The 15,386-nt window shown below is 41.5% G+C and carries 12 protein-coding genes; 8 read left to right on the top strand and 4 right to left on the bottom strand.

From position 1 onward, the window contains the following. Window positions 1–278 (top strand): prolyl oligopeptidase family serine peptidase (locus VK664_RS11175; RefSeq protein ID WP_461398740.1); only part of this gene is annotated, 278 nt, incomplete at its 5' end. Between the two features lie 44 nt (window positions 279–322). Here the strand turns inward: VK664_RS11175 and VK664_RS11180 are convergent. Further along, complete coding sequence (locus VK664_RS11180) at window positions 323–1,039, bottom strand: hypothetical protein (RefSeq protein ID WP_461398741.1); 717 nt, start codon at window positions 1,037–1,039, stop codon at window positions 323–325. A gap of 78 nt (window positions 1,040–1,117) precedes the next feature. Here VK664_RS11180 and VK664_RS11185 point away from each other — a divergent pair, with 78 nt between their 5' ends. Next, window positions 1,118–2,734, top strand: a complete 1,617-nt coding sequence (locus tag VK664_RS11185) for an ABC-F family ATP-binding cassette domain-containing protein (protein WP_461398742.1) — start codon at window positions 1,118–1,120, stop codon at window positions 2,732–2,734. A gap of 1 nt (window position 2,735) precedes the next feature. On the opposite strand, the gene VK664_RS11190 is transcribed toward VK664_RS11185, so the two are convergent. Then, window positions 2,736–3,536 (bottom strand): hypothetical protein, encoded by an 801-nt coding sequence (locus VK664_RS11190; RefSeq protein WP_461398743.1) that lies wholly within the window; start codon window positions 3,534–3,536, stop codon window positions 2,736–2,738. Window positions 3,537–3,751: 215 nt separating this feature from the next. On the opposite strand from VK664_RS11190, the gene VK664_RS11195 reads away from it, so the two are divergent. Continuing rightward, window positions 3,752–7,255, top strand: a complete 3,504-nt coding sequence (locus tag VK664_RS11195; RefSeq protein ID WP_461398744.1) for a hypothetical protein — start codon at window positions 3,752–3,754, stop codon at window positions 7,253–7,255. Window positions 7,256–7,446: 191 nt separating this feature from the next. Here the strand turns inward: VK664_RS11195 and VK664_RS11200 are convergent, their stop codons facing one another. Then, window positions 7,447–8,424, bottom strand: a complete 978-nt coding sequence (locus VK664_RS11200; protein ID WP_461398745.1) for a hypothetical protein — start codon at window positions 8,422–8,424, stop codon at window positions 7,447–7,449. Between the two features lie 224 nt (window positions 8,425–8,648). On the opposite strand from VK664_RS11200, the gene holA reads away from it, so the two are divergent. Continuing rightward, window positions 8,649–9,647, top strand: a complete 999-nt coding sequence (gene holA, locus VK664_RS11205) for a DNA polymerase III subunit delta (protein WP_461398747.1) — start codon at window positions 8,649–8,651, stop codon at window positions 9,645–9,647. Between the two features lie 31 nt (window positions 9,648–9,678). On the opposite strand, the gene VK664_RS11210 is transcribed toward holA, so the two are convergent. Then, complete coding sequence (locus VK664_RS11210) at window positions 9,679–10,710, bottom strand: bifunctional riboflavin kinase/FAD synthetase (protein ID WP_461398748.1); 1,032 nt, start codon at window positions 10,708–10,710, stop codon at window positions 9,679–9,681. A 98-nt stretch (window positions 10,711–10,808) separates the two neighbouring features. Between VK664_RS11210 and VK664_RS11215 the strand changes: the two genes are divergently transcribed. From VK664_RS11215 to trxB, 4 genes are all read left to right on the top strand, one after another. After that, the gene (locus tag VK664_RS11215) at window positions 10,809–12,005 is read left to right on the top strand and encodes an AIR synthase related protein (RefSeq protein WP_461398749.1); all 1,197 of its coding nucleotides are present in this window, start codon (window positions 10,809–10,811) and stop codon (window positions 12,003–12,005) included. Between the two features lie 364 nt (window positions 12,006–12,369). Then, a complete protein-coding gene (locus VK664_RS11220) occupies window positions 12,370–13,227 on the top strand; it encodes a sigma-70 family RNA polymerase sigma factor (RefSeq protein ID WP_014217201.1) in 858 nt (285 codons plus the stop codon). A gap of 126 nt (window positions 13,228–13,353) precedes the next feature. Next, window positions 13,354–14,265, top strand: coding sequence for a DUF4249 domain-containing protein (locus VK664_RS11225; RefSeq protein ID WP_461398750.1), 912 nt, complete (start codon window positions 13,354–13,356; stop codon window positions 14,263–14,265). Between the two features lie 144 nt (window positions 14,266–14,409). After that, entirely contained in the window at window positions 14,410–15,375 is a 966-nt protein-coding gene (trxB, locus tag VK664_RS11230; protein ID WP_461398751.1) for a thioredoxin-disulfide reductase, read from the top strand. Window positions 15,376–15,386: the final 11 nt, after the last annotated feature.

A 15,386-nucleotide genomic window follows, 5' to 3' on the forward strand; every position in this document is an offset into this window, starting at 1 on the left:
ATCATTACATGAAATCTTATTCTCCCTACGACAATATAGAAAAGAAGGAGTATCCAAACATGCTGGTAACCACCGGCCTTTACGACTCACAGGTGCAGTATTTCGAACCGGCAAAATGGGTTGCGAGGTTAAGGTCAATGAAAACTGGTAATCAGAAACTGCTGTTCAAAATAAATATGGCTTATGGACATGGAGGCGCTTCAGGCCGTTTCGACTATCTGAAAGAAAGAGCCCTGGAACTGGCTTTTATTTTTGCTTTGGAAGGCATCAGCGAATAAATCTGTTCTTACCACGAATAAATCAATTCCTACCACGAATAAGTCTATTCTTTCCATTGAAAGATGCCATGCAGCATCTTATTTCCGAAGTTGAGAGAGTCCAGTTTGTCAGCCATTCGGGCTGGCAATACCTGGGTCGCGTACTCATTAGAAATAATCTGTAAGTCATATTTTTTCAAAATAGACTTCAGTTCCTTTTCGATGGGCTTTAGATTAGGGTGCCCGACAATACTTACATGTGCCGGATCGGGGAATGCATAAGCAAAAGACTTCTTATCTTTTTTAAATACTGTTTCACAATATGCTACCACCGGCGCGCAGAGACTGATACAAACCAGGATGCCTGACTGATCGGACCCATTATCATTTACAGTTGAAGGATAACATAGAAATTCGAGATAATTTGTAAGATCACCGGCCTGAGTTTGCGTGCATTCGAAGACCTTATTATTGATCATGTCTTTTATCAGTGGTCCAAAGTGGGAAAGAATAGTCTGATCATTTAAGATATTCAGGGGCCAGTCTGTACGATAGGGTCTCCAGGCGAAAACATTTTCTAATTCAGTTTCAGAAAGCATAAATCTATTTACCTCAGTTGCTAATGCGTGATATCCAGTGCTAAAATATACGATCAGTTTCAGAGTTTCAAATTTTCTTATCCCGGCTCCCTGGTTGCAAACTGCTTTCCAGGTAGCATACACTGCCCGGCAAGCCGGATTAACAGAAGCTAAATCAAACTTCAGACCCACATTTTTCAACATCTCCTTGTTGGGATAGGAATAAACTCTGGGAGCAAATCCTCGAAATTCGTACCTTTGCCGGTCAAAATTCAGTAGTAGATGATCGCAGCGAATAATATCACACTTTCTTTTGGAAAAAGAGTGTTGTTTGATGAAGTAAACCTTTCTTTTCACAAAGGCAATTGTTATGGTGTAATCGGCGCAAATGGCGCGGGTAAGTCAACTTTTTTAAAGATCTTATCCGGTGAGATTGAACCGAATAAGGGCACTGTAGATATAACTCCCGGTGAAAGAATGGCGGTTCTTAACCAGAACCAGTTTGCGTTTGATGACTATACAGTTTTGAACACGGTTCTTATGGGTCATAAAAAACTGTGGACTGTGATGCACGAGCGCGATGCCATCTATGCAAAAGCTGATTTTACGGAAGAAGACGGAATGCGTGCCGGAGAACTCGAAGGTGAGTTTGGCGAAATGAATGGATACACCGCGGAAAGCGATGCGGCAAGCCTGTTGAGTGAACTGGGCGTAAAAGAAGAAATCCATTCCCAGCTGATGAAGGATCTGAACGGAGCTATGAAGGTGCGGGTGCTACTGGCGCAGGCGCTTTTTGGTAACCCGGATATCCTGATCCTGGATGAGCCTACCAATAACCTTGATGTAGTTACTATATCCTGGCTGGAAAACTTCCTGGCTGATTATGAGAATATTGTGATCGTGGTTTCTCACGATCGTCACTTTCTTGATTCAGTTTGTACACATGTTGCAGATGTGGATCGTCAAAAAATAAAGATCTATACGGGTAACTATACATTCTGGTACGAAAGCAGCCAGTTGGCCGCAAGACAGGCGACAGATAAGAATAAAAAGACGGAAGAAAAGAAAAAGGATCTTATGGAATTTATCGCCCGTTTCAGTGCGAATGCTTCCAAATCCAAACAGGCAACTTCCCGTAAAAAAGCCCTTGATAAACTCGTTTTTGAAGACATAACTCCTTCCAACAGGAAATACCCGGGAATCATATTTAAGCAATTGAGAGATGTCGGAAATCAGATCCTGAATGTTGAAAAACTTTCCAAGTCTTTTGATGGACGCGTCCTTTTTGACAATATCAGCTTTTCCGTAAACAAGGGCGATAAGATCGCAATTGTTGCCGATGACCAGATGGCTATCACGGCTTTTTTTGAAATAATAAATGGGAATGTTACGCCGGATAAAGGAAAATTTGAATGGGGTACTACCGTTTCAAAAGCCTATTTGCCAAATGACAATACCCAGTATTTCCAGTCGGACCTTAACCTGATGGACTGGCTGCGTCAATACGTGCCACCGCATGTAACAGATGTGGACGAGCCTTTCCTGCGTGGATTTCTGGGAAAGATGTTATTCAGTGGTGACGAGGTTCTGAAAAAAACATCCGTACTGAGCGGGGGTGAAAAAGTGAGATGTATGATCAGCCGCATGATGCTCCAGGATCCTAACCTGGTGATACTTGATGAGCCAACCAATCACCTTGACCTTGAATCTATCCAGGCTTTCAATGAAAGCATGGAAAACTTTAAGGGAATTGTATTGATCAGCTCTCATGACCATACCTTCCTGCAAACCGTCGCAAACCGGATTATCGAACTTACACCTAAGGGGGTTGTTGATAAACTAATGACCTTTGATGAGTTCCTGGAAAACAAAAAGGCCGGAAAGTTACAAATGGCCTAAGCTATAACTTCACATTAATGCCGGTTTGGAAATTCAGTGCATAGGAACCGGCATTAATCTGGACAAAACCAGTTACCCGTTCACGGGTTAAGTGTAGCGTATTAGATATATACATCGGCAGGAGATTAGTTCCATAATAATTGTCAAGCCTCTGTGTTCGGCTTGTGCCAATATAGAAACCGCACTTGTACCCGAAGCTGTTTCCCGATTTCCGAAACTTTTTAATGACATTGGTAGTGAAACCAATGGTATGAAAATACTTATCTCTGGTAATTGCCTGGGCTGATGAATCAGGCAATTTCAGTCTTAATGCTTGATAATCGCCAAATTCCCGCTGAAAATTCGTTTCTATACCTAACACCCTCCATTCACTTCCGGTAGCAAACGGGATCACAATATTAGCTCCGCCAAATGCGCCTAATCCTGCAAAATACCGGTTACCGCGGCTGGTAATCGGGACGTTTGGATTTGTACTGCCCTGGAAGTTATAACTGTAATAGTCCTGTAAAAAGTAATTGCCGATCACGCCGGTTCCCCCATAAAAAACCTGCACATTTTCGAAAGTATGTGCCTGGTGAACTGAGCCCTGAAAAGTAAACACAACATCACTCAGGCTCTGGTTTGCGCTACCGATAGATATCCCGGTCGCTGCGTAAACTGACCTGTGGACCGAGTCGGACACCATCGGTATAGCTTTATAAGGTTGATTATTTGCCTGGAAGGGACTCAAAAAATACCCCTGGTGAACGCAACCTGTGAGTGCTGTTGAGGCAACAATGAAAATAAGTGTCAGGGTCTTCATAAACGGTTGACAGTTTTTATCATGAAACTGCTGCAAACCGTTGAAAATGAATCTTAATACCGCATTCAAAATAATTCTAACTTTAATTACTTACCGATAAGTAAAATAATTACTAAGCGGGTGAAAATCAACAACAATCAAAAAGATTCACCGTTAGTTAGTTTCCAGCTGAATAACCATTGATCGTACATTTAAATAGAACAAAAACTAACCAGTTGATCGGGAAGATCCTGATACTGTGCCTGCTATTTTGCACCGCTCATGCAGCTGTTTTTGCCCAGGAGCCGGCACGCGCTGGTCAAATATCAAATCTCCGGAAGAAATGGGTACCGGTTAAATCTGACACACTGCACCTGGATACGCTCAGTCTCGTTCCCAATACAGTTTCAATTCTGGCCGTCGCTGATTCATTATACAAAACAGATTTCGTAAATAGTTATGTCGTTTTTAAAAATCGTCCCGCCTTTGACTCTGTACTGGTGATTTACCGTGTATTCCCAGGCAAAATGAACGCGATTACCAAAAGCATGACTTATGACAGCGTGATGAATAACTTCATCGGTCAAACCTATGTGCCAAACTATGCAGGTATCGGTCAGGCTGAAAACTTTTTTGATTTTGGCAATATCAATTATAACGGAAGCTTCGGCCGCGGAATCTCTTTTGGCAACAGCCAGGATGCAGTTGTTACTTCTAATCTTAATCTTCAACTCAGCGGATACCTTGCAGACAGTATTGAAATTGTAGCCGCCATCACGGACAACAATATACCCATCCAACCCGATGGTACCACGCAGCAGTTAAATGAATTCGACCGCATCTTCCTTCAGTTTAAAAAAAGAACATGGTCCTTAAGTTTGGGCGATATCGATATAAGACAGAATGAATCTTATTTCCTGACTTTTTATAAGCGACTGCAAGGAATTGCCTTTGAAACCACCACTAAAATCAGCAGCCTGGTTGATAACAAAACGATGGTTAGCGGCTCTATAGCGAAGGGTAAGTTTACCCGGAATATTCTCCCTGCACTCGAAGGCAACCAGGGTCCATATCGTTTACAGGGTGCAAATAATGAGTTCTTCTTTGTGATACTGGCAAATACAGAAAGAGTATTTATTGATGGGGTATTGATGCAGCGTGGGGAAGACCAGGATTATGTTATCAATTATAACACGGCAGAAATTACTTTCACTCCCAGGAACATGATCACAAAGGATAAGCGGATACAAGTGGAGTTTGAATACTCAGACCGCAATTATTTGAATGCGAATCTTTATGCATATAATGAAACCAATTTCAGTAACAAGGTTAAGTTAAAAGTTAGCGCCTTCAGTAACTCCGATGCAAAGAGTTCTCCTATAAATCAAACCATCGATGGTCCCCAGAAAACTTTCCTTAATGTACTTGGTGATAGCATAAACAAGGCCTTTTATCCGAGTGCAGTTTTAGACACTTTCGTTGCAGGAAGCATCATGTATAAAAAAGTCGACACTGTGTTCGCAAACGGCTCTCTTCATGATTCTATCTTCGTATTCTCAGGCAACCCTGACAGTGCCCGCTACCAGCTTTCGTTCATTGATGTAGGGGCAGGCAATGGCGACTATATACCGGATTTTAATGGGGCAAATGGTAAGGTATACCGGTGGATAGAACCAGTCAACGGTGTAAGACAGGGTAATTTTCTTCCGGCTGTTTTTCTTGTAACACCAAAAAAGCAGCAGGTATTTAGTCTTGGCGTTGATTATAATGTTTCGAAAAATACAGTTGTTACCTCTGAGTTTGCAATGAGTATTTATGATGTGAATGGTTTTTCATCAAAAGACAAGGCTAACGACCAGGGGTATGCGACCCGGATAACCTTGCGCAACACCAAACCTTTCAATGGCGCAGCCGGGCTGCGATTACAAACTGATCTCGGATATGAATATGTTGATTCAAGGTTCAAACCGCTGGAACGCCTGAGAAATGTTGAGTTCACCCGGGATTGGGGACTTCCGCTGGTGGTTACTCCTTCTGATGAAACAATTGTAAATGCAGCGACTGCCCTTATGGATGCTAAAGGTAATACAGTAAAATACCAGTTTACAACCTATAACAGGGGAAAGGAATTCACAGGCTTCCGCAACAGTATATATCATACTCAAAATATAAAAGGATGGAAGTTCAACAATGTGTTTAACCTGTCAAACATAAACTCCAGGTTAAACCAGGGGTATTTTCTGCGACCGGTGATTGATGTTTCCAGGCAGTTTCCAAAACTAAGGAATTACGTTGTCGAATTTAATTATGCTATTGAACACAATGAGATCCGGAATAAAAATACCGACACGGTTATTGCACAGAGTTTCTCATTCCAGACTTTTAAGACCGCTATCAAATCATCGCAGGTTAATCCGAACCGATGGGGTATTACTTATTTTACAAGAACTGATGCCTATCCTTACCAGGGAAATCTTTCCCGTTCAGACAAGAGTCACAATGTGAATGTTACCGCGGAGCTGTTAAAAAATGAAAGGCATCAATTCAGATTTACTGGTACTTATCGCAAGCTCACTATCTTAAACAGCAAAATAACTACACAGAAACCCGACAATAGCCTTCTCGGCCGGGCTGAATACCAGGTAAACGAATGGAAGGGATTAGTTACTGGTAACCTGTTATACGAACTTGGGGCAGGGCAGGAGCAGAAAAGGGATTTTGCATATCTCGAAGTACCTGCAGGACAAGGGGAGTTTACCTGGATTGACTATAACCAGGATGGTGTGCAACAACTCAACGAATTTGAGATTGCACTTTTCCAGGACCAGGCAAAATTTATCAGGATATTTACGCCTTCAAACGATTTCATAAAAGCCAGCTATAACACTTTCAATTATAGTGTATCCCTTAATCCCCGTGCGGTAATCAACCAGTCAAAATCAGGTTCATTTGCAAGGTTTATTGCCAGGATCAACTTGCAGTCATCACTTCAGATCAATAAAAAAGAAGTCGCAACTGGTCTCGTTGAATTTAATCCATTTAGAGCTCCGCTCAATGACAGCTCACTGATTACATTGAACTCATCATATATAAACTCATTTTCTTTCAATCGTTTCAGCTCAAAATGGGGGTTTGATATTAACAATGCGGTTACTTCAGCCAAAGCATTGCTTACCTATGGCTATGAGAGCCGTCAACTGAATAACTGGACCATGAAGGGAAGGGTGAATCTTACCCGTAGCTTATTGTTCGATGTAACCGGCCAGCAAGGGCTTAACCAGTTGATAACGACAAACGAGAAGTTTGGCAGCAGGAATTATAAAATTGATCAGTATTCGCTGGAGCCCAGGTTAACTTTTACAAAAGGTGCCAACCTGCGAGTGATTGTCGGTTACAGGTTTAGTGATAAAAGAAACCAGGAGGTAGGTGAAGAGAAGTCTTTTTCAAATGCATTGAACAGCGAGGTAAAATATAATATTCTTCAGAGTACATCTATCCAAACGAAGTTTACATATAACAAGATCCTCTTTAACTCCAAGGACCCGTCCAATGCTACAAACAGCCCGGCAGCATATATTATGCTTGATGGATTGTTACCGGGAAAGAATTTTTTATGGAACCTGGAACTCACTAAAAGGCTCTCAAACAACCTCGAGATAAATATACAATACGAAGGACGGAAGCCGGGCGAATCAAGAACGATACACGTGGGAAGAGCTTCGGTTAGAGCACTGTTATGAGGAGTTATGAGTTATGAGTGATGAGTTATGAGTGAGTTAGGAGTTTAGTAGTTATGAGTGATTATCCATTCACTCATAACTACTCTCATAACTTAATAACTTACTCATAACTCATAACTCATAACTAAGAACTAAGAAAAAGGGCCATCTCTACGAGATGACCCTTTTAAATATAATTTACTAATTAAAGACTATCCAAAAATCCCGCCTTTCTTAAGAGTTCTTATACCTTCGCCGATTTTAAAACCATTGTGGTAGATTTCAATTTTGTAATCACCGGTTTTGAAATCGCTGTTTTGCTTCCAGGCAAATTCAACGTGCTTTTTCTTACCAGCTTCGAAATCTACAGGTACTTTAGTTGTGAAGAGTTTTTCACCTTCTTCACGGGTTGTAAATTTACCTGAACCTAAAGCTTCAACCGCGATTGGCTGACCATCCGGACCAGTGATGCTAACATAAACTTCAGTTGGACCAGTTGCAACGATACGGTTGTCAACATCGAATGCAATTACCAGTTTGTCAACTTTCTTAGCTTTTGCAGTTACTTTTTCTTTACCGCTTTTTCTTTCATCTACCGGAGTAATTGAAATAGCATAAGCGTTCAGTGTAGAAGCAACATCAACTTTACCTTCCAGTTCAGTTTTAACTGCAGTGGTAGTAACTAGCTCCTGGGTTACTGCTTCTTTTTCAGTTGTAAGTGTGGTGTTCTTTTGATTTAACTCACCATTTTCAGCTGTAAGACGTGCAACTTCCTGCTCCATGTTGCTGATCTTTTCGTTCAGCTCATTGATTAAAGACTGGGCTTCTTTCTTTTCTTTTTCAGTAAGCCTTTGCTTTCTCAGGATACCATCAATACGGCCTCTGAGATTTTTAATTTCTGAATTTTTTTCAGTCAGTTTGCCTTCCAGTTCATTGTTGTATCCGGTCAATGAATCAAGACGGCTAACAGCAGCGCCATAACTTTTTTCTATTTCAGTTTTGCTGGAATCAACAGCAACATACTGAGTCTGAAGTTGAGTTATTTGCTGGTCAGACTGATTTTTGTCCCAAAGAAAATAACCCCATGTACCAAGAATACCTACTGCGAGTAAACCTATAATTAAGTTTTTTGAATCACGTTTCGGCGTTTCATTTGGTGGGGTGGCTGATGGATAATTTGTTGTGCTCATAATTGTGTATGTTTATATTTCTAATGTTTAGAATCCGGTTTTGGTTCCCTGAACCGGGTTACGGATATCGATTGGTCCAAAACCATGCCAGTTTTATTTCAGATCTTTGCTGAAATGCTAATTTCGCCTGAAACGCTTTAAGGGCTTGAATTTGCCAAAAACTTTAAAAATTATTTTTTTTGAAATGGTGATTATAATTACCATTTTTTTAATTCAAATTCGCGATGAATACAGACAAAATAATCAATGAATGGAAAAAGAAAAACTTTAAACCGGTCTATTTATTTGAAGGAGAAGAGAGCTATTTTATCGATTTGCTTACAGACTATGCGGAAACAAAAATCCTTACAGAATCTGAAGCTTCCTTTAATCTGACCATATTTTATGGAAAAGATGCAAACTGGGTTGATATCATTAATGCCTCAAGGCGCTATCCTATGTTTGCCGACCGCCAGGTTGTGATATTAAAAGAGGCCCAGCAGATGCGTGATCTTGATAAGTTATCACAATATGTTGATAAACCACTTTCATCCACTGTATTTATCATATCTCACAAAGAAAAAAAACTCGACGGCAGGACTGCGCTTGCAAAGATGATCAAAGACAAGGGTGAGATTGTGAGTACAAAGAAAATGTACGAAAACCAGCTGCCTGAATGGACCAGTGAGCTTGTCCGGACTAAAGGGTATTCGATCGCCCCCAAAGCACTTGCCCTTTTAATTGATCATATTGGCAATGATTTGAGCCGGATTGAAAACGAGATCAATAAAATGCTGGTTAACCTTGGCGATCGGCGGGCCATATCAGAAGATGATATAGAAACCTATGTTGGTATCAGCAAAGAATATAATTCTTTTGAATTGCAGGCCGCTCTTGCCAAAAAGAATCTTTCGAAAGCTATTCAAATCATCAGTTATTTTGAGGCAAATCCCAAAGCTGCACCCATTCAGCTGATCTTACCAACCTTGTATAATTTATTCAGTAAAACATATATGATTTTCGGCCAGCAATCCAATGACGAAAAGCAGGTGGCAGCAAACATCGGAGTCAATGCATTTTTTGTCAAAGACTATATGCTTACTGCAAAAAATTATGGATTCAATGGAACAGAAAATGCTCTCATTTTGTTACATCATTATAATCTCCGCAGTGTTGGCGTAAATGATACAGGAACCAGCGATGCTTCATTGCTCAAAGAAATGGTGGTGAAGATGATGAATTAGTGGTGACGATGATGAGTTAGTTTTGTCCTGGCTAGGCGCGCTGTGTAGCATCCAGGGCATCCTGCTTATCTTTGGCAAGTTGTTGTTTAAGAGCATCAAGTCCGGGGAACTTTAATTCATGCCTTAGAAATTTCTTAACGTAAACTGTAAGGATCCGGCCATATATGTCCTCATTGAAATTGAAAAGATTGATCTCTATGGTTCGCCTGGCCGATTGATCAATAGTAGGTCTCACACCAATATTCATCATGCCGTGATGCATTTTATCGATAAAACCGGCAGGCAGTTCAAATGACTTACCGGCAATAGTACCTACATGATCTTCCAACCGGGCGTTAACAGCATAAACGCCATTCCCCGGGATCAGTTTTTCGGGGTTTTCTACATCCAGGTTTGCTGTGGGATAACCCAGGGTGCGGCCCAGTTTGTTGCCTTCTATCACTTTGCCCTGGAAAAAGTAATCATAGCCGAGCAACTCGGAGGCCGTACCTGCATCGCCGGCAAGAAGAGCATTTCTTATATGTGTAGAACTTACAGTGCTCTCTTTAATAATATGAGCCGGGATCTCTTTTAATCTGAAACCATGCTTGTCGCTGAAATCTTCAAGTAATTTGTAATCACCCTTCCGGCCCTGGCCAAATCGGTGATCATAACCGATAACTATCGTATGCGGCCTGAATTTCCTGAGCAGAAATTCGGTAATATATTCTTCAGCAGTGAGTTGGGAAAATCGTTCTGTAAAAGGGCAGATCACAAGATGATCAATACCTGCTTCGGCCAGCAATGCTGTCTTTTCCTCAATCGTATTGAGTAATTGAACCGATTTTGAAGCATCGCCCACCACCCTGCGGGGATGTGGATGAAAGGTAATAATTACCGTTTCACCCTTAATCTCTTTCGCTTCCTCTTTTAACTGGGCTATTATCTGCCGGTGGCCAGTGTGCACCCCATCAAAGGTGCCTATTGTAACAACTCCATTTCTGAAATCCGGTAATTTCCCGGTATCTCTGTAAACCTGCATATTTTCGAATGGTTCCTTTAAATAATCCGCAAAAGTAAACATGATTTGCGTTATTAATACTACAACACATCATTATTAGCCCTTTCAGAACTCAGAATAAACAAAATCATGGTTACTTTTGCGCGAATTAAAAATCAACAATGAGTCTTTATCACCAGCGCGGCGTCTCTGCGCAGAAGGAGGAAGTTCATAAAGCGACCGAGAAACTCGACAAAGGCTTGTATCCAAACGCGTTTTGCAAAATTTACCCAGACTACCTGGACGGTGAAGACAATTGGGTTAACCTTATGCATGCTGACGGGGCGGGTACAAAAAGCATTCTTGCCTACCTGTATTGGAAAGAAACCGGGGATATATCTGTATGGAAGGGCATAGCACAGGACGCCATTGTCATGAATCTGGATGACCTGCTTTGTGTTGGTATTCATAACAATTTCCTGTTTTCTTCCACGATTGACAGGAATAAAAAGACGATTCCCGGCGAGGTCCTGGAAGCTGTGATAAATGGAACCCAGGAGTTTTTTGATGAATTAAAGAAGTTTGACATCAACATTCGTTTCCTCGGTGGTGAAACTGCGGATGTCGGCGACCTGGTCCGTACAATAGCAGTGAATGGAACCATGATGGCCAGATGGCCAAAAAATAAATTGATTACCAATGATCTGATTGCTGCAGGTGACGTGATAGTTGGTTTTTCCAGTTCGGGTCAAACTGTATATGAAAGCCAATATAACAGCGGTCTGGGCAGCAACGGCCTGACCAGTGCCAGGCACGATGTTCTTTCAAAATTTTATGCAGAAAATTACCCGGAATCTTATGAAAACAGCCTTTCTACAGCTGTAACTTATATAGGACCTCACAAAATGTCGGATCCGGTACCCGGTTCGGCATCACCCGGTTCGGCATCAATTACGGGGGATCTTAATATAGGCCAACTGCTACTTTCGCCCACAAGGACCTATGCACCACTGCTCAAAATTTTGCTGGATCAGCAGTTTAGTGCCATCCATGGCATTATTCATTGCAGTGGAGGGGGACAGACTAAATGCCTTAAATATCTCCCGGGACCAATGAGACTGATAAAGGACAATTTATTTGATCCACCTTTGATATTTGACATTATTCAGAAGGCTTCCGGTTCAGATCAACGTGAGATGTTCCAGGTATTTAATATGGGCCACAGGCTGGAGATTTTTACAAGCGAACCCGATGCGAAAAAAATGATCGAAACTGCCAGGGAATTGGGCATTGAGGCCACAATTGTAGGTCGCGTAGAAAATTCAACTCAAAAGGAACTCCTGATCAGGCATGATGGGGAAGAAATCTTGTTTACATAAATAACTGTATTATTTGTTTACCTAACTAACAATTTTAACGACTGTACATCATTATCCGTAAGATTTCTGTGGTTATGCGCTATAATGCAATACGGGCTTGCATTTCAAAATCGGCACCTTTTTATTGCCCTTTTATTACCCGGTGGGACTCATGCAGTTAACTATAAGTATTTACCCTAAATCCGTTTCTTTTTTTTAGAAACACTATGAATTCTAAAAGTCAGACATTACATTTGTTCCGGTTCAGAGCGGAAAAAAAGTTTTAACTTACCCTTTTTACAACGTCCAACGAACTTATTGTGTCTAATAATTGTTGATCCCGTACCCCCTAAATCCGGATTAGTCAATTTATTTATTTTAAGATATGAGACAGCTCAAAATAGCTACACAGATAACAAATCGCGATTCGCAGGCAGTAGAAAAGTACCTCCAGGAGATATCAAAGATCCCGATGATCACTCCAGAAGAGGAAACTGTACTTGCCCAGCGCATCAAGATGGGAGACCAGAAAGCATTGGATAAATTAGTACAGGCGAACTTACGTTTTGTGGTTTCTGTGGCTAAACAATACCAACACCAGGGGCTTTCCCTTAGTGACCTTATTAACGAAGGTAATCTCGGTCTGATCAAAGCAGCTCAGCGTTTTGATGAAACCAAAGGTTTTAAATTTATCTCTTATGCTGTGTGGTGGATCCGTCAGTCTATACTTCAGGCTTTGGCCGAACAAGGCAGATTGGTTCGTCTTCCCCAGAACAAGATAGGTACATATAATAAGGCCAATAAGGCTTATATGGCTTTCGAACAGGAACATGAAAGAGAGCCAAGCACCGAGGAACTCGCTGAATTGCTTGAAATGAGCGAAACGGAAATCAACAATATTTTCCAAAGCAACACACGTCATACCTCACTTGATGCTCCGGTACACGAAGCAGAAGATGTAGCGATGGGCGATTTGCTGGAAGGTGGAGATGATACTGATGATGATGTTATGAAGGATTCTCTTCGTAACGAAATCCGCCGGGTGCTTAAATCACTTAGTCCAAGAGAAGCCGAGATTGTAAATGCATATTTTGGTCTTGATGGCGAAAATGGTGTAACAATCGAGCAAATTGGTCAAAAATATGATCTCACAAAGGAGCGTATCCGCCAGATCAAGGAAAGAGCGATCAAACGCCTACAAAAGGCCCGTTATAGCAACGCTTTAAAAGCTTATTTAGGTTAGTATAGTATCTGTATAGTATTAGATTCGAATGTTAGCCCCGCACTTGCGGGGTTTTTTTTTGAACTATCTGTTTTGAACTATCTGTGCTATTTTTGGTTTAACGACTTGTTTCCTAAATTTTGCCGATTGACAAACTCCATTCTAAAAAGGCTATTAACTTCCCGCGTTTTTGCCGTCGTGATCGCGCTGTTTTTTATTTCCTGCGAGAAACCAATTGATTTCGTTCCAAATGAATCGACACCGGAACTGGTGGTGGAAGCAACTATTGAAGCTGGTGAATATCCGAGGGTATTGCTTTCAAACAGCTTCAGCTTTTTCAGCGAAATCTCCATTGACATGCTTGTTAATTCTTTTGTAAGGGGTGCCGAAATCACCATTTCAAATGGCGCTAAAACCCATCGGCTAAAGGAATATGAGGTGCCGTTGTCAGGCACCTATAAGCTCTATTACTATTCAGTTGATTCTTCCGATATCGCCACTTTGTTTAAAGGAGAACAGGGTAAAAGCTACACCATGAAAGTAAAAGTCAGCGGCAAGGAGTACAATGCCAGGACAACAATACCTTTTCTTACGAAGAAAATCGAGTCTCTAAGCTGGGAAACAGTAAAGAAGAAGGATGATACATCAAAAGTTATTCTTTATGGGCAAACTACCGACCCACCTGGTTTAGGTAATTATATAAGGTATTTTACTTCGACCAATGGCGGGCCTTTCTTTCCAGGGCTCAACTCTGTTTTCGATGATAAGATAGTTGATGGCGAAAGCTATAAAGTGCAGATTGAAAAAGGAGTCAACCGGAATGAAAAGATAGATTTTGAAGAGTACTCTTTTTTTGAACGAGGCGATGCTATTGTGGTGAAGATGACCAACATAGATCGGGCGACTTATGATTTCTGGCGAACGATTGAATATAGTTATTCGAGCATCGGCAATCCATTTTCCTCTCCTACAAAGGTGTTAACCAATGTGGATGGTGGAGCCCTTGGATATTTTGGTGGGTATTCTGTTCAATATGCCTCAATCAAGATACCGAAGTAAACAACTTATTCCCACTCACTACCATCATGCGCTGAACTAAACTGCAATCATTAAATTGTGTATCATTCATTCACCCTGGTTCACACCGGTGGAAATGCGTAACTTTGCAAACTTTTATTAGCATTCATAAATTTCAGTTAGGATATGAAAACTTCGGATATAGAGAAAGTAGATTGTCTGATCATTGGATCCGGGCCTGCTGGGTATACAGCGGCAATTTATGCAGCAAGGGCTAACATGAAACCGGTTCTGTATCAAGGGATTCAACCGGGTGGCCAGTTAACTATTACTACCGAGGTAGAAAACTATCCCGGGTATAAAGATGGTGTACAGGGACCTGAGATGATGATTGATTTCGAGAAGCAGGCACAGAGAATGGGAGCAGATATACGTTTTGGTTTAGCTACCAGGGTTGATTTCTCAAAATCTCCGTTCAAAGTCTGGATAGATGATGAAAAAGAACTTGAAGCAGAAGCGGTAATCATAGCAACAGGTGCATCTGCCAAATGGCTGGGACTTGAAAGTGAAGAAAGGTTGAATGGTTTCGGAGTAAGTGCCTGCGCAGTCTGTGATGGATTTTTCTTCCGTGGAAAGGAAGTGGCTATTGTTGGTGCGGGTGATACTGCTGCCGAAGAAGCATTATACCTCTCCAAACTTTGCAGTACTGTTCATATGGTAGTTCGCCGTGGTGAAATGCGCGCCTCGAAAGTCATGCAGGAGCGGGTTCTGAAGACGCCAAACATCAAAATATACTGGAACTCAGAAACAGAGGAGGTGATCGGCGAAACCAAAGTAGAGAAGGTTAAACTGAAGAATATAAAAACGGGCGAATCCCAGGTTATCCCGGTGAGTGGCTTTTTTGTCGCAATCGGTCACCAGCCTAATTCGGAAATTTTCAAGGAATGGCTTGATATGGATGAAGCCGGTTATATTAAAACGATACCCGGAACAACAAAAACAAATATCGAAGGGGTGTTCGCATCAGGTGATGTGCAGGACAAGATTTACCGGCAGGCTGTAACAGCCGCTGGTAGCGGTTGTATGGCAGCGTTAGATGCGGAAAGATACCTGTCTGCAAAAGGGCATGATGTCAGTGCCGATTCATATTGATCCTCAAAAAC

Source organism: Flavitalea sp., assembly GCF_035489435.1.
Taxonomy (GTDB): domain Bacteria; phylum Bacteroidota; class Bacteroidia; order Chitinophagales; family Chitinophagaceae; genus DATHKG01.